This is a genomic window from Sandaracinobacteroides sp. A072 (genome assembly GCF_052616365.1).
This window is the reverse complement of the sequence record NZ_JBQXGU010000003.1, coordinates 269553-293906: the sequence shown is the minus strand read 5'-3', so window position 1 is coordinate 293906 and position 24354 is coordinate 269553. Positions and strand designations below refer to the sequence as shown.

25 protein-coding genes are annotated in these 24354 nt (G+C 68.3%); 7 read left to right on the top strand and 18 right to left on the bottom strand.

Annotated features, from left to right (window positions below):
* Nucleotides 1-89: 89 nt before the first annotated feature.
* From ACUJ46_RS10330 to ACUJ46_RS10320, 3 genes are read right to left on the bottom strand one after another with little or no spacing between them, the layout of a single operon-like run.
* Nucleotides 90-707 (bottom strand): MarC family protein, encoded by a 618-nt coding sequence (locus ACUJ46_RS10330; RefSeq protein ID WP_445390405.1) that lies wholly within the window; start codon nucleotides 705-707, stop codon nucleotides 90-92.
* Nucleotides 707-1573, bottom strand: coding sequence for a bifunctional methylenetetrahydrofolate dehydrogenase/methenyltetrahydrofolate cyclohydrolase FolD (gene folD, locus ACUJ46_RS10325; RefSeq protein ID WP_445390404.1), 867 nt, complete (start codon nucleotides 1571-1573; stop codon nucleotides 707-709). The genes ACUJ46_RS10330 and folD overlap by 1 nt, the downstream gene beginning before the upstream one ends.
* A complete protein-coding gene (locus ACUJ46_RS10320) occupies nucleotides 1570-1869 on the bottom strand; it encodes a YggT family protein (protein WP_445390403.1) in 300 nt (99 codons plus the stop codon). The genes folD and ACUJ46_RS10320 overlap by 4 nt, the downstream gene beginning before the upstream one ends.
* A gap of 75 nt (nucleotides 1870-1944) precedes the next feature.
* Between ACUJ46_RS10320 and recF the strand changes: the two genes are divergently transcribed.
* The 3 genes from recF to ACUJ46_RS10305 are packed head-to-tail and all read left to right on the top strand — an operon-like array spanning nucleotide 1945 to nucleotide 6103.
* On the top strand, nucleotides 1945-3138 hold the full coding sequence (recF, locus tag ACUJ46_RS10315; RefSeq protein ID WP_445390402.1) for a DNA replication/repair protein RecF: 1194 nt from the start codon (nucleotides 1945-1947) through the stop codon (nucleotides 3136-3138).
* A gap of 58 nt (nucleotides 3139-3196) precedes the next feature.
* Complete coding sequence (gene gyrB, locus ACUJ46_RS10310; RefSeq protein ID WP_445390401.1) at nucleotides 3197-5599, top strand: DNA topoisomerase (ATP-hydrolyzing) subunit B; 2403 nt, start codon at nucleotides 3197-3199, stop codon at nucleotides 5597-5599.
* Nucleotides 5600-5629: 30 nt separating this feature from the next.
* The gene (locus ACUJ46_RS10305) at nucleotides 5630-6103 is read left to right on the top strand and encodes a hypothetical protein (RefSeq protein WP_445390400.1); all 474 of its coding nucleotides are present in this window, start codon (nucleotides 5630-5632) and stop codon (nucleotides 6101-6103) included.
* A 26-nt stretch (nucleotides 6104-6129) separates the two neighbouring features.
* Here the strand turns inward: ACUJ46_RS10305 and ACUJ46_RS10300 are convergent, their stop codons facing one another.
* The 11 genes from ACUJ46_RS10300 to ACUJ46_RS10250 all read right to left on the bottom strand — a co-directional run bounded on the left by ACUJ46_RS10300 (nucleotide 6130) and on the right by ACUJ46_RS10250 (nucleotide 16671).
* Nucleotides 6130-6495 carry a hypothetical protein gene (locus ACUJ46_RS10300; protein ID WP_445390399.1) on the bottom strand — a complete coding sequence of 122 codons (366 nt, stop codon included), beginning with the start codon at nucleotides 6493-6495 and terminating at the stop codon, nucleotides 6130-6132.
* Entirely contained in the window at nucleotides 6492-7820 is a 1329-nt protein-coding gene (gene gspL / locus ACUJ46_RS10295) for a type II secretion system protein GspL (RefSeq protein WP_445390398.1), read from the bottom strand. Before gspL ends, ACUJ46_RS10300 begins: the two co-directional genes overlap by 4 nt.
* Nucleotides 7817-8746 (bottom strand): type II secretion system minor pseudopilin GspK, encoded by a 930-nt coding sequence (gene gspK / locus ACUJ46_RS10290; protein WP_445390397.1) that lies wholly within the window; start codon nucleotides 8744-8746, stop codon nucleotides 7817-7819. Before gspK ends, gspL begins: the two co-directional genes overlap by 4 nt.
* A complete protein-coding gene (locus ACUJ46_RS10285; RefSeq protein WP_445390396.1) occupies nucleotides 8743-9354 on the bottom strand; it encodes a type II secretion system protein GspJ in 612 nt (203 codons plus the stop codon). The genes gspK and ACUJ46_RS10285 overlap by 4 nt, the downstream gene beginning before the upstream one ends.
* Nucleotides 9351-9776 carry a type II secretion system protein gene (locus ACUJ46_RS10280; RefSeq protein ID WP_445390395.1) on the bottom strand — a complete coding sequence of 142 codons (426 nt, stop codon included), beginning with the start codon at nucleotides 9774-9776 and terminating at the stop codon, nucleotides 9351-9353. The genes ACUJ46_RS10285 and ACUJ46_RS10280 overlap by 4 nt, the downstream gene beginning before the upstream one ends.
* 1 nt (nucleotide 9777) lies before the next feature.
* The gene (gene gspG / locus ACUJ46_RS10275) at nucleotides 9778-10224 is read right to left on the bottom strand and encodes a type II secretion system major pseudopilin GspG (protein WP_445390394.1); all 447 of its coding nucleotides are present in this window, start codon (nucleotides 10222-10224) and stop codon (nucleotides 9778-9780) included.
* Entirely contained in the window at nucleotides 10225-11373 is a 1149-nt protein-coding gene (locus ACUJ46_RS10270; protein ID WP_445390393.1) for a type II secretion system F family protein, read from the bottom strand. It abuts the gene before it with no gap.
* Nucleotides 11370-12989 (bottom strand): GspE/PulE family protein, encoded by a 1620-nt coding sequence (locus ACUJ46_RS10265; protein WP_445390392.1) that lies wholly within the window; start codon nucleotides 12987-12989, stop codon nucleotides 11370-11372. Before ACUJ46_RS10265 ends, ACUJ46_RS10270 begins: the two co-directional genes overlap by 4 nt.
* Complete coding sequence (gene gspD / locus ACUJ46_RS10260) at nucleotides 12986-15079, bottom strand: type II secretion system secretin GspD (protein ID WP_445390391.1); 2094 nt, start codon at nucleotides 15077-15079, stop codon at nucleotides 12986-12988. Before gspD ends, ACUJ46_RS10265 begins: the two co-directional genes overlap by 4 nt.
* Complete coding sequence (locus ACUJ46_RS10255; protein WP_445390390.1) at nucleotides 15079-15693, bottom strand: type II secretion system protein N; 615 nt, start codon at nucleotides 15691-15693, stop codon at nucleotides 15079-15081. Before ACUJ46_RS10255 ends, gspD begins: the two co-directional genes overlap by 1 nt.
* A 192-nt stretch (nucleotides 15694-15885) precedes the next feature.
* On the bottom strand, nucleotides 15886-16671 hold the full coding sequence (locus ACUJ46_RS10250; RefSeq protein WP_445390389.1) for a prepilin peptidase: 786 nt from the start codon (nucleotides 16669-16671) through the stop codon (nucleotides 15886-15888).
* Between the two features lie 126 nt (nucleotides 16672-16797).
* On the opposite strand from ACUJ46_RS10250, the gene ACUJ46_RS10245 reads away from it, so the two are divergent.
* From ACUJ46_RS10245 to ACUJ46_RS10230, 4 genes are read left to right on the top strand one after another with little or no spacing between them, the layout of a single operon-like run.
* Entirely contained in the window at nucleotides 16798-17454 is a 657-nt protein-coding gene (locus ACUJ46_RS10245; protein ID WP_445390388.1) for a hypothetical protein, read from the top strand.
* Nucleotides 17447-18469: a hypothetical protein gene (locus tag ACUJ46_RS10240; protein WP_445390387.1), complete on the top strand. Its 1023-nt coding sequence runs from the start codon at nucleotides 17447-17449 to the stop codon at nucleotides 18467-18469. Before ACUJ46_RS10245 ends, ACUJ46_RS10240 begins: the two co-directional genes overlap by 8 nt.
* Nucleotides 18466-20064: a Dyp-type peroxidase gene (locus ACUJ46_RS10235; RefSeq protein WP_445390386.1), complete on the top strand. Its 1599-nt coding sequence runs from the start codon at nucleotides 18466-18468 to the stop codon at nucleotides 20062-20064. Before ACUJ46_RS10240 ends, ACUJ46_RS10235 begins: the two co-directional genes overlap by 4 nt.
* A complete protein-coding gene (locus tag ACUJ46_RS10230; protein WP_445390385.1) occupies nucleotides 20061-21323 on the top strand; it encodes a cytochrome P450 in 1263 nt (420 codons plus the stop codon). Before ACUJ46_RS10235 ends, ACUJ46_RS10230 begins: the two co-directional genes overlap by 4 nt.
* A gap of 67 nt (nucleotides 21324-21390) precedes the next feature.
* Here ACUJ46_RS10230 and gltX read toward each other — a convergent pair whose 3' ends face one another.
* The 4 genes from gltX to ACUJ46_RS10210 form a co-directional block, all read right to left on the bottom strand.
* A complete protein-coding gene (gene gltX / locus ACUJ46_RS10225) occupies nucleotides 21391-22710 on the bottom strand; it encodes a glutamate--tRNA ligase (protein ID WP_445390384.1) in 1320 nt (439 codons plus the stop codon).
* A 63-nt stretch (nucleotides 22711-22773) separates the two neighbouring features.
* Nucleotides 22774-23214: a DUF6491 family protein gene (locus ACUJ46_RS10220; RefSeq protein ID WP_445390383.1), complete on the bottom strand. Its 441-nt coding sequence runs from the start codon at nucleotides 23212-23214 to the stop codon at nucleotides 22774-22776.
* On the bottom strand, nucleotides 23204-23959 hold the full coding sequence (gene gloB / locus ACUJ46_RS10215; RefSeq protein ID WP_445390382.1) for a hydroxyacylglutathione hydrolase: 756 nt from the start codon (nucleotides 23957-23959) through the stop codon (nucleotides 23204-23206). The genes ACUJ46_RS10220 and gloB overlap by 11 nt, the downstream gene beginning before the upstream one ends.
* Nucleotides 23926-24342, bottom strand: coding sequence for a VOC family protein (locus ACUJ46_RS10210; RefSeq protein ID WP_445390381.1), 417 nt, complete (start codon nucleotides 24340-24342; stop codon nucleotides 23926-23928). Before ACUJ46_RS10210 ends, gloB begins: the two co-directional genes overlap by 34 nt.
* Between the last annotated feature and the right edge of the window lie 12 nt (nucleotides 24343-24354).

Sequence of the window (24354 nt, the reverse complement as noted above, 5' to 3'; positions counted from 1 at the left end):
AAAGTGCAAGGGGGGCGGGGTGGGGGTGCGGCGAAGCGCGTGCCCGGGCGGGACGGCGGGAGGGCGCCCGGTTGCCCGGATTTCGACGCTCAGCCCAGAGCGCCCTTTATGCCGTCCATGACGATCTGCGCGGCCAGCGCCGCCAGGATCACGCCGAGCAGGCGGGTGATCATCGCCTCGACCTTGGCGCCCACCCGGCGCATGATCGGGCCGGCTGCCAGAAGGGCGGCAAGGGTCAGCAGCAGGACAAGGGCGAGCGCGAGATAGACGGCAGTCCTGTCGGCCATGCTCTGGGCGCGCGCCGTCAGCAGCATCACGGCCGCTATGGAGCCAGGCCCGGCGATCATGGGCATGGCCATGGGGAAGACCGAGACATCCTCGGCCTCCACTTCCTGGGCCCGTTCCTCGCGGCGCTTGGTGCGCTTTTCGAACACCATGTCCACCGCGATCAGGAACAGCATGATCCCGCCCGCCACGCGAAAGGCATCGAGGCTGATTCCAAGGGCGCCGAGGAACGGTTCCCCCACCAGCGCGAACCCGAACAGGATGGCGGACGCGATCAGCACCGAGCGGATGGCCATCGCCTTGCGGGCCTTGTCGGTCGCGTCGGACGTCAGGCTGGCAAATATGGGGGCAGCGCCCGGCGGGTCGATTACGACCAGCAGGGTGACAAGCGCCGAAATGAAGAGATCCCAGGGCAGGCTCATCAGTGCGCGGCAGCCTTCAGCGTGTTTTCGAGAAGGCAGGCGATCGTCATCGGGCCGACGCCGCCGGGAACCGGGGTGATGTGGGCGGCGACTTCGGCGGCCTCGGTGAAGCAGACATCGCCCACCAGCCGGGTGCCGGTGCCGCTTTCGCGGGCCACGCGGTTGATGCCCACGTCGATTACGGTCGCGCCCGGCTTCACCCAGTGGCCACGCACCATTTCCGGCCGCCCCACGGCTGCGATCAGGATATCGGCCCGGCGGGCCAGTTCCGGCAGGTCGCGGCTGCGGGAATGGGCGACCGTCACGGTCGCTGATGCGCCGATCAGCAGTGAGGCCATGGGCCTGCCGACGATGTTCGAGCGGCCGATGACCAGCGCTTCGGCTCCGCTGATGTCGCCCAGCGTCTGCTCGAGCAGCCTGAGGCAGCCGAGCGGGGTGCAGGGAACGAAGCCGTCAAGGCCGGTCGCGAGGCGCCCGGCGTTGACCGGGTGGAAACCGTCCACGTCCTTTTCCGGCGAAATGGCGGAAATCACCTTCTGCGCATCGATCTGGGGCGGAAGCGGAAGCTGAACGAGGATTCCATCGACGGCCGGGTCGGCGTTCAGCCGGGCCACGAGGTCGAGCAGGTCGGCTTCCGACAGACTGGTGTCCCGCCGGTGCTCGATCGAGGTGATTCCGGCCTGGCGGCAGGCCTCGATCTTGTTCTTCACATAGACCTGGCTTGCCGGGTCCTCGCCCACCAGCACCACGGCGAGCGCTGGCGCGCGGGCGCCGGCCGCCATGCGGGCAATGACCTGTTGCGCGATATCTGCCCGCAGGCGGGCGGCGATGGCCTTTCCGTCGATGATCAGTCCGGTTGCGGTCATATCAGGAGATCCAGTGCAAGGCCCTGCAGCAGCCGCTGCGCGAGCATGATACCGAGGATGAGGACAAGCGGGCTGAGATCGATGCCGCCCATGTCCGGCAGCACATTCCGGATCGGCCTGAGCACCGGGTTCAGGATGCGGTCCAGCCCGGTGAGCAGGGAATAGACGAACCGGTTGTTGGTGTTCACCACGTTGAAGGCCACCAGCCAGCTGAGAATGGCCTGGATGATGATGATCCAGATGAACAGCTGAAGCAGATATATGAGGAAGCCGATCAGTTCCGCTGCCATGTTCATCCCGGGCCAGTCCTTCATCTTCGGTGTCTGCCCTGCCTCTAGCGGCTCGCGCGTGCGCCGGCTAGAGCGTCGGCAGTGCCGGAATCCGTTCATCTCCTCGAAATTGCGCTCGCGCGGTTCCGGAACCACCGCGAGACGCGGCTGGCGCCCGGCCGCGCGCCCTTCGTGCTGCTGACCGGTCCGAACGGCGCCGGAAAGACGAACATCCTGGAAGCGGTGTCGTTGCTGGCGGTCGGGCGGGGGCTGCGCGGGGCTTCCCTGTCCCAGATGGCAGCCCAGATGGCGGCCCAGATGCCACTGCAGATGGAATCGGCTGGCGGCACGGGCATCGCGGGTGGCTTTTCCATCAGGGCCCGGCTGGAGCCGGATGCCGGCCTGCCGCCTGTCGAGCTTATGACCTTCACCCGCCCGGAAGCGCCCGACCGACGGGAATTGCGCGTGAATGGCGCCAGGGCGTCCCTCTCCAGCCTGTCGGACTGGTGCTCGATCCTGTGGCTGACCCCGGCGATGGACAGGCTGTTCGCCGATGCTGCATCCGCCCGCCGCCGCTTCCTCGACCGGCTGGTCCTGGCGCTGAACCCCGGCCATGCCGGCCATGCCAGCCGCTATGAAGCCGCGATGCGCGCCCGCACGCGCCTGCTGGTGGGGGATGCCCCGGCGGATCCGGCCTGGCTTTCGGCGCTGGAGGCGCAGATGGCCGGGCATGGCGCAGCCCTTGCCGAAGCGCGGGCCAGCACGGTCGCCGCGCTTTCGGCGACGCTTGCCGAGGTGCCCGAGGGCGCCTTTCCGCGCCCAGGCCTGGCGATGGCGACCGGCGGCGCGCCGGAAGGCGCCGATGCGCTGGCTGCCGCCCTGGCGGCGAACCGGGCCGCTGACCGCGCTGCCGGGCGCGCCACAATGGGGCCGCACCGCGCCGATCTCGTCGTCGTCCATGCCGGCAAGCCGGCTGGCGGCGGCGACGCGATGCCGGCCGCCCTTGCCTCGACCGGCGAACAGAAGGCGCTGCTGCTTTCCATTCTGCTCGCCCATGCCCGGCTGGTGGCGGTCCGCACGGGGCGCACGCCGCTCCTCCTTCTGGACGAGGCGGTCGCCCACCTCGATCCCGGCCGCAGGCTGGCCCTGTTCGACCGCCTCGCCGGCCTTGGCTGCCAGAGCTGGCTGACAGGCACCGAACCCGCCCTCTTCGCAGGGCTCGATGCCGCGCACCATGACGTGGCCGATGGGGTCTGCACGCCCGTGCCGTCGCCGGGGCGCCCCCTGGCCGGCTGAAGCCGTGTCGGACGGGTTTTTGCTGGCCTCGGGGCGCGCCATTCCCTATACCCCGGGCATGAACGAAGAGAGCATGGCCAACGCCTCCGCACAGGGCGAATATGGTGCTGAATCCATTCAGGTTCTGAAGGGTCTGGAGGCGGTCAGGAAACGCCCCGGCATGTACATCGGCGACACCGATGACGGTTCCGGCCTGCACCACATGGTGTTCGAAGTGTCGGACAACGCCATCGACGAGGCGCTTGCCGGCCATTGCGACCATGTGCTCGTCACGCTCAATGCCGATGGCAGCGTCACGGTCGAGGACAATGGCCGCGGCATCCCGACCGGCATCCACCCCGAAGAAGGGGTTTCGGCAGCCGAGCTGGTGATGACCCAGCTGCATGCCGGCGGCAAGTTCAACAATGTCGAGGGCAACAGCTACAAGGTCTCGGGCGGGCTTCACGGCGTCGGCGTTTCGGTGGTGAACGCCCTGTCCGACTGGCTGGAACTGCGCATCTGGCGCGACGGCCACGAGCATTTCATGCGCTTCCGCCATGGTGTGCCGGAAGCGCCGCTCGCCATCTCCGGCCCGCAGGGCGACCGGCGCGGCACCAGCGTGACCTTCCTGCCCTCCATCGAGACCTTCCGCACCGGAATCGAGTTCGATTTCGCCCGGCTCGAGCACCGCTTCCGCGAACTCGCCTTCCTGAATTCGGGCGTGCGCCTCATCCTCACGGATGCCCGCCACGCCGATAAGACACAGACCGAATTCCGCTATGATGGCGGCCTCGTCGAGTTCGTGCGCTGGCTCGATCGCACCAAGACGCCCCTGATGCCCGAGCCTGTCGCCATCCGCGGCCAGCGCGACGATATCGGCATCGAAGTCGCCCTGCAGTGGAACGACAGCTATTATGAGCAGGTGCTGGCCTTCACCAACAATATCCCCCAGCGCGATGGCGGCACCCACATGGCGGCCTTCCGCGCCGCGCTGACCCGCACGCTCAATGCCTATGCCGACAAGTCCGGCCTGCTGAAGAAGGAAAAGGTCGGCCTTTCCGGCGACGACATGCGCGAGGGGCTGACGGCGGTTGTGTCGGTGAAGCTGCCCGACCCGAAATTCTCCAGCCAGACCAAGGACAAGCTGGTCTCGTCCGAAGTGCGGCAGCCGCTGGAATCCCTGCTGGCCGACAAGCTGGCCGAATGGCTTGAGGAAAACCCCCAGTCGTCGCGCGCCATTGTCCAGAAGATCATCGAGGCAGCTGTCGCCCGCGAGGCCGCGCGCCGGGCACGCGAAGCCAGCCGAAAATCGGCACTGACGGTGGCTTCGCTTCCGGGCAAGCTGGCGGACTGCCAGGAAAAGGATCCGGCCAAGTCCGAGCTTTTCATCGTGGAAGGGGATTCAGCCGGCGGTTCGGCAAAACAGGGCCGCGACCGCAGCTTCCAGGCCATTCTGCCGATCCGGGGCAAGATCCTGAACGTGGAACGGGTGCGGCTGGACCGCATGCTTTCCTCGAAGGAGATCGGCACCATCATCCAGGCGCTGGGCGCCGGCATCCATGATGAATTCAACCTGGAAAAGCTGCGCTACCACAAGATCGTCATCATGACCGACGCCGACGTCGATGGCGCCCACATCCGCACGCTTCTGCTGACCTTTTTCTACCGCCAGATGCCGGAACTGTTCCGCAATGGCCATATCTTCATCGCCCAGCCGCCGCTCTACAAGGTCACGCGCGGGCGCTCGGAGGTCTATCTGAAGGACGAGGCCGCGCTGGAGGAATATCTGGTGACAGCCGGCGTTTCCGGCGTTTCGTTCGAAGTCGGCGGCGAGACGCGCACCGGGTCCGACCTGGTGCAGCTGATCGACCATGCGCGGCGCATGAAGCGGCTGATGGCCTATGTGCCCCGCCGCTACCCCGCCCCGCTCGTGGAGGCGCTGGCCCTTGCCGGCGCGCTCGACCCGGCCGCGACCGACGCTTCGGCGGTATCCGCCCGGCTAGAAGCCTGGCTCAACGCCGGTGACAGCGGCTGGAGCGTCGAGCCGGGGGCGGAGGGCGGCTATGTCATCCGTCACACCGAGCGCGGCGTCACCGATGCCCATGTGATCGACCGCGCCTTCGTCACCAGCGCCGAGGCGCGCAAGCTCCACAGCCTTGCGGCCGAGCAGGCGGAGACCTGGACGACACCGGCACGGCTGGGCGCCACCATTGTGCGCCGCCCGTCGGAGCTTCTGGACACAGTGATGGATGCGGGCCGCAAGGGCCTGGCCGTGCAGCGATACAAGGGGCTTGGCGAGATGAATGCCGAGCAGTTGTGGGAAACCACGCTGGACCCAGCCGCCCGCACGCTTCTGAAGGTGGACATCGGCGATGCGACCCTTGCCGACGAAACCTTCACACAGCTTATGGGCGATGTCGTCGAGCCGCGGCGTGAGTTCATCCAGCACAATGCCCTGTCGGTCGCCAATCTCGACATCTAGGGTTCAGCCGGCATGTGCCAGGATCCTCGCATGAGGATATTGCTGCTGACATTGTTTGCCACCGCCTTTTTCCTGCCGGCGCCGGCAGCCGCCCAGGAAAAGGGTGTCGAGACGAAGGCCGAGGGTGTCGTGCGGCAGCCCTTCAAGGACATTGGCGCCCTGAAGGAAAACCCGCCCGAAATCCTGCTGGATTCGCAGCGCGCGCCCTATTCGCTCAACGGCATCCGCACCTGCCGGGATGTGCGGCTTGCCATCGGCCAGCTGGACGAGGTGCTTGGCCCCGATGTCGATGCCACCGACGAGCGGGGCGACCCTTTGCCTGGGCGGCTTGCGGAAGCCGGGGCGCGTTCCGTCGTCAATTCGCTGATTCCGTTCCGGGGGCTGGTTCGCGAAGCAACGGGCGCCGCCGAATCCGACCGGCGCTTCCGCACCATGGTCGCGGCCGCCACGGCGCGGCGCGGTTTCCTGAAAGGCTATGCGCAGGGCAGGGCCTGCCGCATCTGAGTGCTGCCTGACCCAGCCGGCCGTCCCTATTGGCAGGCGCGCATGCCCCCGACGGGGACGACGATTGCATCGCGCCCTTCAGCTTCCACCCTGAGGGCGCCGCTTTCCACCACTGCCCCGGCACTGAGGCCTTCACGCTGCTCGTAATCGACGGAAACCGTCACATTCAGGCCGTGGCCGGCATAGCGCGTGGGCGCTGTCTGGCGCAGGTCGATCACGCGGCCATTGCGGCGCATCCTGAGCACGCCGACGCTTTCATCCACCATGGCGATGCGTATCTGCGGTTCGCTCCGGGTCCAGAGGAAGGTGACGCAGCGGCCGGAGGCCATTTTCTGGGGCGGGATTTCCCCGAGGCCCAGCGCTGCAACGACGAGTGCGGAGAGCAGGATCATTTCAGAAGACCGATTCTGGCGTTGAGGGTTTCATCGCCGTTGCGCGTAATGGACAGTGCCGTGATGACTGCGCCTGCCGCTTCCATGCGGGCCAGAAGCGGCAGAAGAACCGGCGAACGGGCAGCCGGAATCACGATGTCCATGCCCATGGGCGTGATCGCTGTCGTGGCGTCGGCGAGGCCGGCTGCCGAGACCATCCCCGAAAGCTTTGCAGCATCCGGGCGCGGGCCAAGCCGGGCACGGTCGGCCACCAGGGCCGCATCGGCGCGGGCATTCACGAAGCGCAGCATCGCATCGGTGAGGGGCGTTGGCTTTTCGGCAAGGCCGGCGCGGCGGCCGCCGATCATGAGACGCGCGCCATCCGTCTGCACATCGAAGGGCCCGCTGGAAAGACGAAAGCCCACTTCGCGCATGGCCTCTTCCGGCCCGGCGAGCAGGATTTCCAGCCCCTCGGCGGGTTTCAGTGTCACCCTGTCGAACCTGGCGCCGGCCACGCCCTCCATGGCGGCGGCGGCATGCGCCAGCCGGGCGACGGGGGCGTCGCCTTCGGCCAGCCGCCGTGCGCCGGCAAGCGCCCCGGCCGCAGCCCCGGCATCCGCCGGCTCAGCCTTCAGAACCTGCCGGGCAAGGGTCATGGTCCCCTCGTCATAGCCGGCGATTGCGGCGGCCGATCGCACGCGCTCGATGAGCGCCGGTGCCGCAAGCAGCAGCATTAGCAAGAGGGCCAGGATGGCGGCGGGTATCAGGAAGCCGCGTGTGCGCCACCAGCGCAGCCGCGGTGCATAGGGGCCTTGCAGCAGGTCAAGCGGCAGGGGGCCCTCGGGTTCGCGGGGCGCGAATTCGGCGATCCGCTCCGGCAGACGGGTCCAGCTTCCGGGGGCGAGCTGGGGCAGCAGGCTCTTTTCCACCAGTGCAGCATAATCGGCCGTGCGGATCAGCAGCCTGTCGTCCAGCCGGGCGAGCGTCGGCTCTTCGGCTGGCGGGTCGAGCAGCAGGGCAGCCGGCACGAGTGCTGCGGGCATTCCGCCATCTACGGCGAAGCGGGCGACATGGCGGTCCATCACCGCGCGGTCGATCAGGCCGACCCAGCTTGCGCCGTCCGCGTCGGGCGGGCCGACAGCGACATGCAGATCCTCGACCGGCTGGGCCGCTAGGTCGACAGCGCGCATCCTGGCTTCCTGCAAGCGGGCTTCGGGCGTGGTTTCCAGAAGCGCCAGCCGGTGAAGAGACACATCCTCGCCGGGAATCAGCAGCACCGGCGCGCCTTCGTCCGTTTCGGCGCCGAGCCGGCGGCGGCCGTCTTCCGTCTCGATCAGCAGGGTCATGCCGCCATCTCCACTGCCTGCCAGATGCTTCCGACCACCCGCGCCGGGCTGCGCACCGTATCCAGAAGTACCGTTCGACGCACCCGGGCACGCGGCGTTTCCGCGACAAGATCGAGCGCGATCCACCGGCTGCTTGTGCCGACGACCTGCGCGCCCGCACTTTCAGGCACGCCGGCCGACGAAGTCTGTTGCCAGAAGTCATTGGCCGAGGTCCAGCCTTCGCGTGGCCGTCCGGCGAGCGCGCGGCGTGCTTCATCCGGCCCAAGACCCATGGCAACGAGCAGCGGCGCCTTTTCGGGCGTCAGGCTGTTGATGTTGATGGCGGAGGCCTCGCGGTTGGGAAGGGCGCACAGAAGCTGGCCGGCCGCTGCCCAGTGCGCCTGTGTCACGCCCGGCACCGTCACCCATTCGCTGGCATCCGCCCAGAGCTGGCCGGTGGCCGAAAGGCGGGCTGCCGTCGACTTCGCGATTGCATCGGCCTCCAGCAGCGGAATGCCGGCTGCCGACAGCAGGCGCGCGAAATCCTGCGGACGCGCCTGCGCCACGGCGCTTGCCATGCCCGATCGTCCCTGCGGCACCGAAAGGCTGTTGAGGTTGAAACAGGCCCCGGCATCCGAAAATCGCAGGATCACCCGGCCGCCGCCCATCGGCAGGGGGATAGGCGCCTGCAGGATGTCGGGCCGGCGACCGGCCCTTGCCTTCAGCGGCTGGATGATGGCGACGGCTGCCGTGGTTCCGGTGCTCGCCAGAAGCTGCGCTTCCGAGCGTGCCTCGGAAGAGACGACCCGGTCGCTTGCCGCGCGCAACCGCGACAGGCCAAGCGATGCGAAGCCGGAAAGCAGCATCACCATCGCCAGAACGGCGAGCAGGGCGGCGCCGCGTTCACGCGCGGGCAGATGCGCCATTGTCACATGCGCCATTGTCATGCCGCCACCAGGAATTTCATCACCACGGGCACGCCATCCATGCCGATGAGGGTGATTTCGACTGCGCGCGGAAGATCCTCGGGCCGGGCGGGCGCCCAGACATCCTGCCAGCCATTGTCTCCGGCAACGCGCAGGCGGATGCCGCGGACGGCGGGCAGGATCACCACCGCCTCGCCCGGTTCCGCCCCGTCGATCGCGGGGAAGGGTTGGCGCAGCAGCCGCGCCCCGTCGAAGCCCCAGGCCAGTTTTTCCACCTGCGGCAGCGTGCCGGCAACGCCCCGGCGCACCAGCACGAAGCCTTCGGGCAACAGGGTGAAGGCCGGCATGGGCCGCCCGTCCGCCGCGAGGCTCGGCCGCCGCGCGGCCTGGCCGAGATCGGCCGCGAGAAGGGTGCGCGCCATGTCGATGTTGCTGATATTTGCGAGCGCCCCTTCGGTCGCGGCGAAGCTTCGCGTCGCCCCCGTGGTGAGGGCCGTGGCGACGCTGGCGATGATCCCGAAGAGCAGGATGGCGACCAGCATTTCGACCAGGGTGAAGCCTGCCTCCCCCCGGCTTGCCCCTGCTGTCCGGTTTTCCGGCCCGGATTGCACGGTCATCTGCACGGTCATCTGCTGCCATCCCCGGTTTCTGGCAGGCGCTGGATGCTATCATGGCTGAGCGGGCGAAGGATGCTGCGGCTGGCGAGCGGCGGCCCGCCGGGCGTTGCCGATACGAGAATGTCCACCCTGACGATGCCCGGCATGATCTGCTGGTCGGGAGTAGGCGCGGGCGTTGCCGTCCAGTGCCAGCTGCGGCCGCCGTTCAGGCTGGTGCCGCTGGTGGGGGCGGTGGGGGCAAGGGGGGCCGCCAGCATGTCGATGGCGATGTTGTCCGCCTCAAGCCTCGCGGCGGCGGCCGCCGCAAGGCTGGCCGTGCCCGAGAGCTGGAAGGTCTGGAAGCGGGCGAGGGTGAGGCCGACGAGGCTCAGCAGCACCATGGCCACCAGCATCTCGATCAGGGCGAAGCCCTGCTCGCCGGCCCCGGCCTTCATGTCAGCGGTCGCTCCGCAGGTCCGCGTTCTCCCCCTCCCCGCCGGGCTGGCCGTCAGCGCCGAGCGAGAAGACGGCATAGGGCTGGTTGTTCTCGCCCGGGATCACATAGCCATAGGGGCGGCCCCAGGGGTCGTCCGGCAGCTTCTTCAGCTTGGCGCCCGTGGCCGTGGGCGCGATCAGGGCGGCCAGCCCTTCCGTCGCATTGGGGTAGCGCCCCATGTCGATGCGCCAGAATTCCAGCGCCTGTTCGATCATGGCGATATCGGCCTGGGCCTTCTGCACCTGCGCGCGGCTCTGCATCGGCAGCACATTGACGACGACCACGGTGGTCAGAAGCCCGATGATGGCAAGCACCACCAGAAGCTCGACAAGGGTGAAGCCCGCTTCGGCGGCGGCGATGGCGCGCTTGCTGGCGGGAAGGGGGGCGTGGGTTGTTCTGTTCGACATTCAGTTCGCTCCGACGGCGGCACCCGCAAGGGTGTTCAGCTCGAGGATGGGCAGGAGGATGGCAAGGATGATGAGGCCGACCATGCCCCCCAGAACCACGATGATGGCCGGTTCGGCAAGGGCCAGGGCCGTGCGGCTGCGGTCGGACAGCTGCTGGTCGAGGCTGGTGGCGGCCGATTCGAGAAGCGGGGCCAGCCGCCCCGACGCCTCTCCCGACTGGGCAAGCGCCATGAGGAGGCCGGGCGGGTTCGGCAGCAATGGCAGGGAGGCCGAGAGCGACGCCCCGGCCCGCACCTGTTGCGCGATGCGGTTGCTGGCGTCCCGCCAGCGCGTGTTGCCGAGCGTTGGCGCCGTGATTGACAATGCCTCGGCCAGCGGCAGGCCGGCTGACAGCATGGTTGCCAGCAGCCGCGCCCAGCGCACCGCTTCCAGCGCGGAGATCCATGAGCCTGCCACGGGCAGCCGCAGCAGACCGGCATCGAAGCGGGCGCGGTTGTCCGGCCGTTTCAGCCACAGCCACAGCAGCAGCCCTGCCGACAGGAAAAGCGCCAGCATGATCAGCCACCAGCCCTGCACGAAGTTCGACAGCGCCAGCACCGCGCGTGTCAGAAAGGGCAGGGGCTGGCCTGAGCCGGTGAGCTGTTCGGCGATGCCGGGCACCACGAAGACAAGCATGGCAATGATGACCCCGACGGCCACCAGCACCAGCAGCGCAGGATAGGCGAGCGCCGCGATCAGGCGCGAACGCAGCGCCACCTGGGCTTCCAGCGTGTCCGCCAGCCGCGTCAGCAAAAGCGGCAGCCTTCCCGATGCCTCGCCGGCGGCGATCGTTGCCTTCACCTCGGGCGGAAAGGCCGAGACAGGCAGGGCGGCCGCGAGCGACACGCCCGATTGCAGCCCCCTGTTGGTGCGCTGGAGGATCTGGCGGTCGTTTTCCCGGCCCGGCTGGCGGGCAAGCGTGGCAACGGCATCGGAAATGGGCATGACGGCAGCCAGCGTCGCCATCTGGCGGATCATGGTGGCGCGGCCCTGCGCGGACAGGCGCGGCGTATCCGCAGCCCCGGCGGATTGCGGCGTTGCGCGGCCAAGCCGGATCGGCCGCTTCCAGAAGGGCAGCGCGGCGGGCGGCTGCCGGGCGGGCTGGTTCATGCCGGAATACCCGGAGCGCCGCCATCCTGCGTGCTGGCGCGCGCGGGCTCGCCCTGGAACAGGGGCAGCACTTCGGTCGGCGTCGTGCGCCGTTCGCGCACGGCAGCCCGGGCGCTGTCCTTCAGGGAGCGGTGGAGACCGGCCACTTCCAGCCGCCCCTCGCCCGCACCGTCATTGATGAGCGTGCGCACCTCGGCATCGGCGGTGATCAGTTCGAACAGGCCGCGCCGTTTCGAATAGCCGCTGTGCCGGCACTGCGGGCAGCCGTTCGCCTTGGCCACCGGGATCCCTGCCGGAAGCCCGATGCGCGCGGCGACGGCGGCCGGCAGCGGTTCTTCCGTGGCGCAGACGGGGCAGACCAGCCTGACGAGCCGCTGCGCCACCACGGCGCGCAATGTGGCCGCGATCAGGAAAGGCTCGACTCCGAAATCGCGCAGCCGGGTGATGGCGCCTGCGGCGGAATTCGCGTGCACGGTCGACAGCACGAGGTGACCCGTCAGGGCGGCCTGCACGGCGATCTCCGCCGTCTCGCGGTCACGGATTTCGCCGACCATCACCACGTCAGGGTCCTGGCGCAGGATGGCGCGCAGCCCCTGGGCGAAAGTAAGGCCGACGCGCGTGTCCACCTGGGTCTGGCCGACGCCCGGCACCGCATATTCCACCGGGTCTTCCACGGTCAGGATGTTGCGGCGGCCATCGTTCAGCAGCTTCAGCGCGGCGTAAAGGGTGGTCGTCTTGCCCGCGCCCGTCGGGCCGGTGACGAGGAGGATGCCATTGGGTGCGCCCAGCGCTTCGGTGAGCGCGGCATGGATTTCCGGGTCTAGGCCCAGATCCTTCAGTTCCAGCGCGACCGAGGCCTGGTCGAGGATGCGCATCACCACCCGCTCGCCTCCGCGGGCAGGCAGGGTGGAGACGCGCACGTCGAGCCCGCGGTTGCCGAGCGTGAGCGATATGCGCCCATCCTGCGGCAGGCGCTTTTCGGCGATGTCGAGCCGCGCCATCACCTTCACGCGCGAGACCAGCATCGGCGCGACTTCGGCCGGAAGGGCGAGCACATCCTCCATCACCCCGTCGCGGCGGAAGCGCACGGACATGCCCTCGTCCGAAGGCTCGAGATGGATATCGGATGCGCCCTGCTGCACGGCCTGCGCGACGATCGCGTTGATCAGCCGGATGACAGGGGCGGCATCATCATTTTCGAGAAGATCGGCAGTGTCACGCGCCAGTGTCGCGAGGTTGGAGGACGCAGCGGCATCGGCGGCGGCGGCCAGGCCGTCGGTTGCATAGGTTTCCGACAAAAGCCGGTCGAATGCCTCATCGCCCAGCGTTTCGGGCACAAGGGCGTGACCGGCGATGCGCCGGGCCTCGATCACGGCCTGCGGCCTTGCATTGCGGCGCAGCACGAGCCGTTCGGTTCCCGAAACGAGAAGCACGCCATGGCTGCGGGCAAAGGCATAGGGCAGTCGGGGCGGCAGGCGCGCGGGCTGCGGCGTGGGAAGGCCCTGGCTGAGCTGTGGGCCGGGCTGCGGGCCAGGCTGCAGGGGCGCGGGGCTGCCCTCCGGCTCCGCCCGGGCCGGGCCACCAATGTTTCCGAACTCTGGGGCTGGGCTGCTCACCTTGGTCCCGGCTGCGGCACGGCCGGCGGGGCTGGCTGGCTGGCTGCCGGCGCCGGATAGGGGGCGGGGCGGTAGGGCGGCGGCGTGCGCAGATACTGCCAGGCCAGCGCATCGAGGCTGGAGAAGCCCTCGCGAGTCACCTGCTGCTCGCGCACATTGTTCCAGCGGCTGGCTGTCAGCGAATCGGCGTCGGCCTGGCTGCGGATGATGGTGGGCCTGATGAAGACCATCAGGTTTGTCTTCTGCCGCGATGTCGTGCGCGAGCGGAAGAAGGCGCCGATGCCGGGAATGTCACCCAGAAGCGGGATCTTCTGAAGCGAGCGGCGCTCGCTGTCGTCGAGAAGACCGCCGAGCGCCAGGATCTGCCCGTCGCCCACGGTGACCGAGGTTTCGATCTCGCGCTTGTTGAGCACGAAATCCCTGTCGGCGACGGTGGCCGCCACCGAGGAGACAACCTGTTTCAGATTGAGGGTGACGGTGCCGCCCGCATTGATCTGCGGCTTTACGGCGAGCTGGATGCCAACATCCTGCCGCTGGACCGTGCGGAAGCTGTTTTCAAGATTGTCGCCCAGCGCCTCGCCCGTCGTCACGGGGATTTCCTGGCCTACGAGAATCCGCGCGGGCTGGTTGTCGAGCGTGAGGATGGAAGGCGTGGAGAGGATGTTGGAATCGGCGTCGCTTTTTACTGCGTTGATGACGAAGCCGAAGACCGCATTCGAGCCGACCGTGCCGAAACCGCCTGTGACGCCGTTGGTGCCGAGTAGCGAATTGACCGCCGCCTCGCGGAAGGCATCGCCCGTGGCGCTGTCAGAAAAGGCGCCGCGTTCGGCCGCGATGGCACCGGCGATCGCCAGCAGGTTGGGCGCAGCGTTCGAGAAGTTGGACGACAGGAAGGGCACCTGCCCATTGTTGCCGCCCAGCAGGAACTGCACGCCGAGATTCTTGGCCGCCGTGTCGGAAATCTCGACGATGATCGCTTCCACCTGCACCTGGGCGCGGCGGGTGTCGAGCTGGCGGATCACTTCGCCGAGTTCGCGCTGGATTTCGGGCGGCGCGGAAATGATGAGCGCATTCGCGCCCTCGTAGCGGGCGATGATGGCGCGGCGCCGCTGGTCGCCCGAGGCGACCCCGACATTGCCGGCGACAGGGGCTGCTGCCGCGGCAGTCTGGCCGCCCTGATTGCCGCCCTGGCCGCCAAAGGGCGTGCCGGCCAGTGAAGGCCCGGCTGCCGCCGAAGCGCCTGCCGTGGGCGCCTGCCCCATCAACTGTTGCAGCACCGGCATCACCGATGCGGCATCGGCATGCTGCAGGAAGATCACGCGCGCTTCGGTTCCGCCCGCCGCGCTCTGATCGAGTTCTCGCGCAAGGCCGACGATGCGCTTCACCTGCGCCGTCTCGCCCTTGATCGCGAGCGAGTTGGAAGCGTCGATCGGAACGATGGTGAGGGATGTTGCCGCAGTCTGGCCTTCGCCGGTCTGCTGCGCCAGCCGCTGGAGGGACTGGGCGAGGTCGCGTGCGCCGGCGTTGCGCAGCTTCACGATCTGGGTTGCGGTGCGGTCACGGTCGATCTGGCCGAGCACCTGCCGCGCGCGGGCGATGTTGTCGGCGAAATCGGTGAGGATGACGGCGTTGCCGGCGCGGTTGGCCGTTGCGGTGCCGTTGCGGCTGATGATGGGCCTGAGCGATTCGACCGCCTGCTGCGCCTCGATATGGGTGAGGGGGATGACAGCTGTGGTGAAGCGGCTGCCACTGACGGCGGCAGCCCCGGCCCCGGCCTCTGCCGGCTGGATGCGATACTGGCCCGTGCCGGTGGGCACGGCGACAAAGCCGTTCGCCCTGAGGGTTGCGAGGAACAGCTCGAAATATTGCGCACGGCCGAGCGGCCTGTCGGTGACCACGGAAACCTTGCCCTGCACGCGCGGGTCGATCACGAAGCTGGTGCCGGTGGCCTTGGCGACATCGTCGATGAAGGCGCGGATGTCGGCATCGCGCAGGTTCACCGTGGTCTGGGCAGCAAGCGGCGCCGTGGCAGCGGGCGCCAGCATCAGCGCCATGGACAGGGCGACGAGATGGGGCGAGGGCCGGCGCATCAGGGAAGCTCCGCCGGGGCGGCCGGCATCAGCGCGGCATCGGATGCGGAAACGGTGGCTGCGGAAACGGCACCCGGCCCGGCGGCTGGGGCTGGCACATCGCTTGGCGGCACGAGGTTGCCATCGGCATCGGCGATGGCCTCGGCCATGGCATCCATGGCGTTGGGATCATAGCGGCGCACGCTTTCGGCACCGGCGGAATCGAGCCACAGCGTCTCGCGCGTGCCGTCGCGTTCAAGGACGACATGATCGCCCGCGATGGCGGCGAGTGTCACGCCATCGGTCAGCGCGTCGCCAACGGAATAGACCATCTGCTGGCCATCTCCGGCGGCGATGATGGCGCTGCCGCGCCCCGTCGCGGAATCGGCCCTTATGCCATGCAGGCTGAAGGGCAGCGCCGTCACCGGAAGAGATTCGCCACTGGCAATCCGGGCCGGAAAGAAGGGATCATGGCCTGTGAGTGCCGCCGGATCGGCGACAGGATGGGGCACGAAGGGAGGCGGCGCCGGCAAGGGCGCCTGCGCCACGAGCAGGGCGCGCCAGGCCAGAATCGCACAGGCAAGTGCCAGTGCCGCAAGCAGGAAATGGCCAGCGTTCAGCCGGGTCTTCAGCATGGAATCCTGCCGGGTTTGCCCGTCAACATCCGTGAAAGCTCTGTACTGGTCACGTCTGGCTTGGCCTCACGGCTTCTGCGGCCCCTGCGGCCTTTCGGATTCGCTAAATCCTCTTGCCGATGGGGTAGGGCGCTTGATGATTCGATTCAAGGCTTTGTGCCCTTTCGCAACGTGTGTTCCCTCCGCTGCCGGTCAGGGCAGGCCGAGGGTGACGGCCGCCAGCCACAGCGGAAAGGCCACTGCGGCAAGACATGCCCCGAAGGCGATCTGCCGACCGCCGCCGGCGGCTGCCAGCAGCAGGCCTGCGAGGGCTGCTGCAAGCATCAACGGCGGCAACAGCCAGGGGCTTAGCCATGCCCCCAGCGCCGCCATAAGCTTCACATCGCCAAGCCCCAGCCCCTCGCGCTTGCGAACAGCCCTGTAGAGCAGGCCGATCGCGAGCAGCCCGCCCCCGCCCAGCGCCGCGCCGAGCAGGCGGTCGGTGAACTCGCCCCGCCCCAGGATCAGCCCCAGCGCGAGGAGCGGCAGGGTCAGCCTGTCGGGCAGCCACATATGTTCGGCATCAAGCGCCAGGAGGGCGACGAGGATCCAGCCGAACAGCGCGCCCGCAAGCCCTTCGGGGCCGGGGGCCGCCAGCATGGCCATGAGGCCGACGAGGGCTGCCGTCAGTTCGATCGCGGGGTGGCGCCAGTCTATCCGCGCGCCGCACCGTTGGCAGCGCCCGCGCCGGACGACATAGCCAAGCAGTGGCACGAGATCGATGAAGCCAAGACCCCTGCCGCAACCGTCGCAGCGGGAGCGCCCGCCCATCGACTGCCCGCGCGGCCAGCGAACCACCAGGGTCGCGAGGAAGGAGCCGGCGACCAGCCCGGCGAAGAGGCCGATGAGGGGCCAGAAGACTCCGTCTGCCGGCGGCATCGCCCATGCGGTGGAGCCGGCAGCAAGGCTTGTAAAGGGCCGGAGGGGCGCCGCGATCATGGACTGCTCATGGAAAGCGCATTTTGCATTTGCATGACAAGAGGTTGCATAAATCCTTGCCAAAGCGTTAATAACCGGAAAGCTATCCGGCCTGGCCGGTGCCGGGGCATGTGCGGGGGGAATCCGATGTCGAACGTGGCCGGAAAGGCCTATGCCATGAACGTGCTGACGCCGATGCGTCCGCGCCGGACCTGGTTCAACCATTTCCTGTTTCGTGCCGCACGGGCGCTGCCTGAAAGGCTGATGGGCCTGCTCGGGCTTTCCATCATCCATTTCGCGCGCTGGATCATCGTGCGGCGCGACCAGTGGCCCGATCTCGGCCAGCCGCCGGAACAGTTGCGGAACGATTACATGATCTTCTGTTCCAACTTCAACGGCACCTGGGACCAGTATATCGACGCCTTCGCCGATGGTCTGCCCTCGGGACTCGACCTCTTCTGGTATGGCGCCACCAAATATCCGAAATCCATCCCGATCTCGCCCTTCAAGGCTTATATCCGCGCCAACCAGATCGACACCGGCCATTATTACAATGCCACGCCCGGCGCCGCGCAGCGCGACATCAAGGCAGCGCTCAGGGTCAGGGCTGCCGTGCTGCGCCTTGAGGCCGCCCATGCCGGTGGCCCGGAAGCCTTCCGGGCAGCCTGGGTGGAAGAGTTGCGGACTATCCAGAATGATCTCGGCTCGCCCGGTTTTGCGCCGGTCGCCTCCAACGACACGGCGCGCGCCGATCTCAACCGCCAGCCGCTGGTGCGCAGACGCTGGGGAGGCGAAGATGCCTGACATTGACGGCGGCCATTATTTCCTCACCCTGCTCGCCCCGGTGAAGACGGGCGAAAGCGTGGTGGAGGACGGGCGGGTCACGACCCATGGCAATCTGCTGCGCGAGGAACTGGCGACCCTGCCGACCGCCCAGCAGAGCCCCGTGTGCATCGAGACGGGCATGCAGAGCCCGTTCGCCCGCTGCACCCGCACCCATTTCCTGCGGCTTGTGGTGATCGACCAGCCGATGTTCAACGGCCGCGACCCCTCGGACCCCATCATGAATGTGCTGCGCGGGGTGGATCCGCTGGTGCATCAGCCCTTCGATGCGCTGTCCCGCCCCTGGCTGATGCTTGCCGCCGATTTCGACCGCCGCCCCGAAGAGCCCGACGAGGGGCTTGGCAGCTGGGCCGAAGGACTTTGGCGGGAAGCCGAAGCCGAAATGCGGGCGATCTTCACCCACTGCCATGGCTTCGACGGCGTGCAGGATGCCGCCGGCTTTGTCGCCTATGTGAAGCGCTGCCAGGTCTCAACGACCATGAGCTTCAACGACTATTGGCCGGGCCGCCCGCCGCTGAAGGGGGAAAGTTTCGGACGCCTCAGCCTTGGCATCCTGATGGTCGCGGCCGGTTTCGTGGCGCTGTTCTGGGCGCTGTTGCGGCCAGATAGCCTCTGGTGGCTGCTGGCGCTGGTCCCGGCGGGGCTGGTCGCCGGGCTTCTGGCCGCCATCTGGCGGCTCTGGTCGCTGGGTGGGAAATCCTTTCCGCCCGCGCCTGACAGCGACTTGCCCAGCATCCTGAAGGCGCTGCACGTGCAGCAGCGCTTCGCCTTCTTCGCCGAAGTGGTGCAGGGCATGGATGACCGGGCGCTCCATGCCTCCTTCGGCAGCTTTCTCGCCACCGTGCGGCCGGCCGATGCCGCCGCCCCCACGCAGCCGCCGGGGGTCATCCGGTCTGACGGGGTCGATCTCGTCAGCCCCGAAATCCGCCCCGAAATCCGGCCCGAAACCATTCAGGACAGGCAGGTGATGCTGTGAAGCCGCGCAAGGCCGAATTTCCGCCCGTGGAACTCGAACTGGGCGACATCCAGGGGGGCATCATTTCCGCCTATGGGAAGATGGGTTTTCCCAAGGCCCGCTACATGCTGTTCGAGGCCGGGAACGGCGCCGACGGGCGGGCCTTCGTCGAGGCACTGCGCCCGCGCATCACCACTGCCCGGCGCTGGCCGTCGAGCAAGGGGCTTTCCACCGGCGCCAACCCGCAGGCGCGGCCGGACTGTACGCTCAACATCGCCTTCACCTTCTGGGGCCTGCTGGCGCTGAACGTGCCGACACGGACGCTGCGCGGCATGCCCGACGAGTTCATCGACGGCATGGCCGCGCGCGCGCCCATCCTGGGCGATGACATCCTCGACAACAAGCCGGAACACTGGGACCCGGTGTGGCAGCCCGACGCGCCGAAGCCCCATATGCTGGTGATGCTGAATGCCCGCGCGGATGAACGGGGCCAGCCCCTGCCGGCGCTGGAGGCAATGACCCGCTTCGTGCTGCAGGCAGCCGAAGCTGCCGGCGATGTCCGCCTGCTGGAAGGGCATCGGGGCGATGACAGCCGCTGGCAGGACCTGACAGCCATCTACGCCCCCAACGCGGATGGAACGGCACGCCCCACACCCACCGAGCATTTCGGCTTCGTCGACGCGATCGGCGACCCCGTGTTCGAGGGGCAGTATCCCGGCGGCGAGGAGACGCTGCGCTGTATCGGGCAGGGGGCTGTCGATGGCCGGGGCAACTGGCGTCCGCTCGCCACGGGGGAGTTCATCCTTGGCTGGCCTGACGAGGCGCAGGAAGTGGCGGGCGGCGCCATGCCGCTCGATTTCAGCCGCAACGGCAGCTTCATCGCCTATCGCAAGCTGCACCAGCATGTGGATGCCTGGGACCAGTGGATCGCCGCACGCGCCCGCGATCTCGCGGTGACATGGGGCATCGACAACCCCGCGGAAGCCGAGGCGATGCTGAAGGCGAAGATGGCCGGGCGCTGGCCCGATGGCGTGCCGCTTTCGCTGGCGCCGACCGTGGCCGACTGGCATGCCTTCAACCAGCGCATGACGCAGGGAAGCGCCGAATGGCTCGCGGCGATCACCAGCTTCACCTATCTGGATGACACGGATGGCGCGAAATGCCCCGTCACCGCCCATATCCGCCGCGCCAACACCCGCGACATGCTGGACCCGCTGTGGGATCGCCCGCCCGAAAAGCGCATGGGCTCGGCGCTCAACAACCGGCGGCGGATCCTGCGGCGCGGCCTGCCCTATGGCGGCCGCGGGCGGGCGGATGGCGAGCACGGGATCGTGATGCTTTCCCATTGCGCCAACCTGTTCCGCCAGTTCGAATTCGTGCAGCAGCAGTGGATGAACTACGGCCTCGATTTCAATGCCGGCAATGATGCCTGCCCGATCGTCGGCGCCCATGCGCCAGGCGCACGCTTCGTCATTGCATCCCCCGGCAAGGGCAAGCCGCCCTTCATCGCATCGGGCCTGCCGCAGTTCGTTTCGACGCGCGGCGGGGATTATTTCTTCGCACCCTCTATGACCGCCCTGCGCATGATCGGCCAGGGCATGGTGGACCCGACATGAGCCTGTTCCTCAAGCGGTTTGTTTCCGCCGTCGAAGGCGTGTCGGGCTTGGGTGCCGCCTTCCTCAGGGCGCGGGGCGGTTTCGGCGCGCGTCTTGCCGCCGTGCTCCAGTCGGCATCGGGCCAGCGCAATGCGCTGGCCGTGCTGCGCCTCGGGCGGCCGCGTCTTGCGCTGCCGGCGAACCCGGTGAAATGCTATGCAGGCGAAGGGGCGCTGCTGCTGACCCGCGCGCGGGATTTCCACGCCGTGATCGAGCGGCAGGCCGAATTCGAAGTCGTCTATGGCCCGCGCATGCGCATGCTGACGGGCGGGCGGGATTTCTTCCTCGGCATGCAGGATGGCGCCGCCTATCGCCGCGATACCGATGCGATGCGCCGCATCGTCCGCCCGGATGACCTTCTGCCGGTGCTCGCCATGGCGCGGGCCGAGGCGGCGGCCGCGCTCGCCGGCACCGGGGTTGACCTGCCGCCGGCGCTGTCGGCCCGGATACCGGCGCTGATGGTGCAGCGCTATTTCGGGGTGGCGATGGAAACGGACCAGCTGATCGCGGATGCGACGGCGATGTTCCACTTCCTCTTTTCCGACCTCGATGCCGCCCCGGCCGTGACGGACAGGGCGCTGGAGGCCGCCGCGCGGGTGAATGCGGCGATCGATGCGTCGATCCCGCATGCAGGGCCCGAAACGCTGCTCGGCCGGGCGGTCGAAGCCGGGAAGGCGGGTGAGGCTGCCTTCGACCCGGATGGAATCCGCGCCAACATCATCGGAATCCTGATCGGTGCAATCCCCACCTTGTCCAAGGCGGCCTGCCTGGCCGTCGAGGAGCTGCTGCGCCGCCCGGGCGACCTCGCCAGGGCGCGTGCTGCTGCCGAAAGCGGGGACGAAGCAGCCCTTGCCGCCCATCTGTGGGAGGCGCTGCGCTTCAACCCGCTGAACCCCATTCTCTACCGCCGCGCTGCGCGGGCGGCCACGCTCGGCGATACGGAGATCGCAGCCGGCACCATGGTGTTGGCGTCAAACCTCTCCGCCATGTTCGACGAGGCGGCCGTGCCGAAGCCCTGGCGCTTCATCGCCGGGCGACCGTGGAATGTCTATCTGCTGTGGGGCGAAGGGCTGCACCTGTGCTGGGGCGATCGGATCAACAAGGCGCTGCTGCCGGCGATGCTGCTGCCCCTTCTGGCCAGACCGGGCCTCAGGGCCGTTTCCCCGCCCGATGGCGAGGGCACGCCCTTTCCGCGCCACTACAGGCTGGCCTGGGACTGAGGCGGGCACGGAGGACCACGGAGGACCGGGGCCATGAAGTCCCGTCCCCGCCAGCCGGCGCCGATGGTCAGGCGGCCAGACGGCGCAAGGCTTCCTCGCGGCCGATGAGCGGCAGAAGGGCTGCCATGTCGGGGCCGTTCGCCTTGCCGGTCAGCGCCAGGCGCAGGGGCATGAAAAGCCCCTTGCCCTTGCGGCCGGTGGCGGCCTTCAGCGCGTCCGTCAGTTCGGCCCAGACTTCCGGCCCGAAGGCAAGGCCGGCCAGGATCCGCGCGGCCTCGGCGAGATAGGCGCGGTCTTCCTCGGCCGGGGCGGAGGCGATGATGGGGCCGGTGATCACGGCTTTCCAGCTTTCGGCTTCGGCAAGGGTCGAGACATTGCCGCGCACCGCCAGCCACTCCGTTTCGGTCAGCGAAACGCGGCCGCTGATGGCGGCATGGTCCGTCTGGTGCAGGATGCTGGCGTTCAGCCGTTCCAGTTCCGTCTCGTCGAAGCGCGCGGTGGCGCGGCCGAGATTGGCGATGTCGAAGCTGTCGATCAGCGGCTCGTCGGATGTGACCGGCTCGACAGGCAGGCTCGTGCCCAGCCGCGCGAGCAGTGCCTTCACCGCCAGCGGCTCGATGCCGCGGGCGCGGAATTCCGAAACGCCGATCGAGCCAAGGCGCTTGGACAGGGCGCCGTCAGCCCCGGTCAGCAGGGCGGCGTGGCCGAAGTGCGGGGCCGGCTTGCCCATGGCCGCGAACATCTGCAGCTGCACGCCGGTGTTCGTCACATGATCCTCGCCGCGCACGACATGGGTGATGCCCATGTCCACATCGTCGATCACGCTCGGCAGCATGTAGAGCCAGCTGCCGTCGGCGCGGCGGATCACCGGGTCGGAAAGGGAGGCCGGGTCGATGTGGCTTGGCCCGCGCACGAGATCGTCCCACTGGTGTGGCAGCGCAGGGTCGAGCCGGAAGCGCCAGTGCGGTCGCCGGCCTTCGGCCTCGTAGCGGGCGTGGTCCGCCTCGGTGAGGGAAAGGGCGGCGCGATCATAGACGGGAGGCAGACCCCGGCCCAGCAGCACCTTGCGCTTGAGCTCCAGTTCCTCGGGCGTTTCGTAGGCGCGATAGACATGGCCGGCGGCGGCGAGTTCGGACAGCACCGCCTCGTAGCGGTCCATGCGGGCCGACTGCTTCTCTTCCGCGTCGGGCGCCATGCCGAGCCATGCGAGGTCATCGCGGATGGACTGGGCGAAGGCCTCGGTGGAACGCTGGGTGTCGGTGTCGTCGAGGCGGAGGATGAACCGGCCGCCTTCCTTGCGGGCAAGCAGCCAGTTCAGGAGCGCGGTGCGGACATTGCCGACGTGAAGGCGGCCCGTGGGCGACGGAGCGAAGCGGGTGACGATCATGCTGCGCGCGATAGTCCCTCGCCGCGCGCCAGTCCAGCCGGGCGGCCCAGCCGGGCTGCCGGCCTAGAAGCGCAGGCCCTTCGGCAGATCGACCGGGGTGAAGGCCCCAAGGCTGCACGAACCGAAGGTCATGCCGGTCGAAGTGTCGATGATGTCGAAGATGTCCATCTCGCAATGCTGGCCGATGCTGGTGCGGAACCTGAGCGTCCTGTCGGCGGCGAGGCCGGGGCAGCCTGCCTTCAGGTCATTGCGGAACCGTCTGTTCGCGCCGGTGCGGAACAGGATCGTCTGGTCATCGACCGGGCGCATCTGCGTGATCTGGCGGGTCGTCAGGCAGCGCCGGGCCTCGCCCGTGGCCGGCAGGGCCTTCACCAGCGCTGCGGCATCGCTGGCGGGGGTGCTGAGGGGAGCGCCGGCGGCCGCTGCGTGGCTTTCCTCCCGGCTGGCGCAGGCCCCCAGCAGCAGGCTTGCGGCAAGGCCTGCCGCGAAAAGGTCAGAACGCATCCTTCGCTCTCCTTCTTGCCCCCAGTTCCTCGGCGCTGGCCGCACGGAGGAAGGGGTTGGTTGCAAGCTCTTCGGCCAGTGTGAAGGGAACGGTCGGCTCGCTGCGTGCGCGCGCGGCGTCGACTGCGGCCAGCCGCGATTGCAGGGCGAGGTTGCCCGGTTCCACCGTGATGGCGAAGCGGGCGTTCGACAGCGTATATTCATGGGCACAGAAGACGCGCGTGTCGCGCGGCAGGCGCTTCAGCTTCGCCATGGCGTCGAACATGTTTTCGGGCGTGCCTTCGAACAGACGGCCGCAGCCCATGGCGAACAGCGTATCGCCCGGGAAGAGGGCGTCTGCCGTCGGGAAATGATAGGCGATATGGCCTGCCGTGTGCGCGCCTACGAACAGGATTTCGCCACTGTGTTCGCCCAGTTTCACCGAGTCACCCTCGTCGACCGCGTGGTCGAGGCCCGGGATGCGGTCCGCCTCCCGCGCGGGGCCGATGATGGTGCAGCCCGTGGCTTCCTTGATGGCGCGGTTTCCGCCGACATGGTCGGGGTGCCAGTGGGTGTTCAGGATGTGGGTAATGGAAAGCCCGAGGGTGCGCGCCGCTTCCAGCACTGGCCCGGCTTCGGCCGGATCCACCACGGCGGCCTTGCCGGGGGCATATTCGAACAGCCAGACATAATTGTCCGACAGGGCGGGCACGCGGTGGACGGGGGCCGCCATCACCAGCTCCCGATGTTCGGGGCCGAAGCCCATGGCTCGGCCGGCGAAAGCGCCGCGCCCTTCTGCAGCAGCTCGACCGAAATGCCGTCGGGGGATTTCACGAAGGCCATGCGGCCGTCGCGGGGCGGCCGGTTGATGGTGACGCCGCCATCGGCAAGGCGCTGGCAGGCGGCGTAGATGTCCTCCACCTCATAGGCGAGATGGCCGAAGTTGCGCCCGCCGGAATAGCCTTTTTCATCCCAGTTCCAGGTCAGTTCCACCTGGGCGGATTCATCCCCCGGCGCGGCCAGGAAGATGAGGGTGAAGCGCCCGGCCTCATTGTCGTAGCGGCGCAGTTCCTTCAGCCCGAGCAGGCCGAAGAAGCGGATGGTTTCCTCAGGATCGGAAACCCGGATCATGGTGTGCAGATATTTCAAGATGTCCGTCCC

Bases quoted from the DNA above. Each gene is read 5' to 3' on its own strand.
- ACUJ46_RS10285 (WP_445390396.1), bottom strand. From the start codon at position 9,354: ATGACCGTGCAGATGACCGTGCAATCCGGGCCGGAAAACCGGACAGCA.
- ACUJ46_RS10330 (WP_445390405.1), bottom strand. From the start codon at position 707: ATGAGCCTGCCCTGGGATCTCTTCATTTCGGCGCTTGTCACCCTGCTG.
- ACUJ46_RS10255 (WP_445390390.1), bottom strand. From the start codon at position 15,693: ATGCTGAAGACCCGGCTGAACGCTGGCCATTTCCTGCTTGCGGCACTG.
- gloB (WP_445390382.1), bottom strand. From the start codon at position 23,959: ATGGGCTTCGGCCCCGAACATCGGGAGCTGGTGATGGCGGCCCCCGTC.
- ACUJ46_RS10305 (WP_445390400.1), top strand. From the start codon at position 5,630: ATGAGGATATTGCTGCTGACATTGTTTGCCACCGCCTTTTTCCTGCCG.
- gspK (WP_445390397.1), bottom strand. From the start codon at position 8,746: ATGACAATGGCGCATGTGACAATGGCGCATCTGCCCGCGCGTGAACGC.
- ACUJ46_RS10280 (WP_445390395.1), bottom strand. From the start codon at position 9,776: ATGAAGGCCGGGGCCGGCGAGCAGGGCTTCGCCCTGATCGAGATGCTG.
- gspG (WP_445390394.1), bottom strand. From the start codon at position 10,224: ATGTCGAACAGAACAACCCACGCCCCCCTTCCCGCCAGCAAGCGCGCC.
- ACUJ46_RS10250 (WP_445390389.1), bottom strand. From the start codon at position 16,671: ATGATCGCGGCGCCCCTCCGGCCCTTTACAAGCCTTGCTGCCGGCTCC.
- ACUJ46_RS10320 (WP_445390403.1), bottom strand. From the start codon at position 1,869: ATGAACATGGCAGCGGAACTGATCGGCTTCCTCATATATCTGCTTCAG.
- gspL (WP_445390398.1), bottom strand. From the start codon at position 7,820: ATGACCCTGCTGATCGAGACGGAAGACGGCCGCCGCCGGCTCGGCGCC.
- gltX (WP_445390384.1), bottom strand. From the start codon at position 22,710: ATGATCGTCACCCGCTTCGCTCCGTCGCCCACGGGCCGCCTTCACGTC.
- ACUJ46_RS10300 (WP_445390399.1), bottom strand. From the start codon at position 6,495: ATGATCCTGCTCTCCGCACTCGTCGTTGCAGCGCTGGGCCTCGGGGAA.
- ACUJ46_RS10220 (WP_445390383.1), bottom strand. From the start codon at position 23,214: ATGCGTTCTGACCTTTTCGCGGCAGGCCTTGCCGCAAGCCTGCTGCTG.
- ACUJ46_RS10230 (WP_445390385.1), top strand. From the start codon at position 20,061: ATGAGCCTGTTCCTCAAGCGGTTTGTTTCCGCCGTCGAAGGCGTGTCG.
- ACUJ46_RS10245 (WP_445390388.1), top strand. From the start codon at position 16,798: ATGTCGAACGTGGCCGGAAAGGCCTATGCCATGAACGTGCTGACGCCG.
- gyrB (WP_445390401.1), top strand. From the start codon at position 3,197: ATGAACGAAGAGAGCATGGCCAACGCCTCCGCACAGGGCGAATATGGT.
- ACUJ46_RS10240 (WP_445390387.1), top strand. From the start codon at position 17,447: ATGCCTGACATTGACGGCGGCCATTATTTCCTCACCCTGCTCGCCCCG.
- ACUJ46_RS10270 (WP_445390393.1), bottom strand. From the start codon at position 11,373: ATGAACCAGCCCGCCCGGCAGCCGCCCGCCGCGCTGCCCTTCTGGAAG.
- folD (WP_445390404.1), bottom strand. From the start codon at position 1,573: ATGACCGCAACCGGACTGATCATCGACGGAAAGGCCATCGCCGCCCGC.
- gspD (WP_445390391.1), bottom strand. From the start codon at position 15,079: ATGCGCCGGCCCTCGCCCCATCTCGTCGCCCTGTCCATGGCGCTGATG.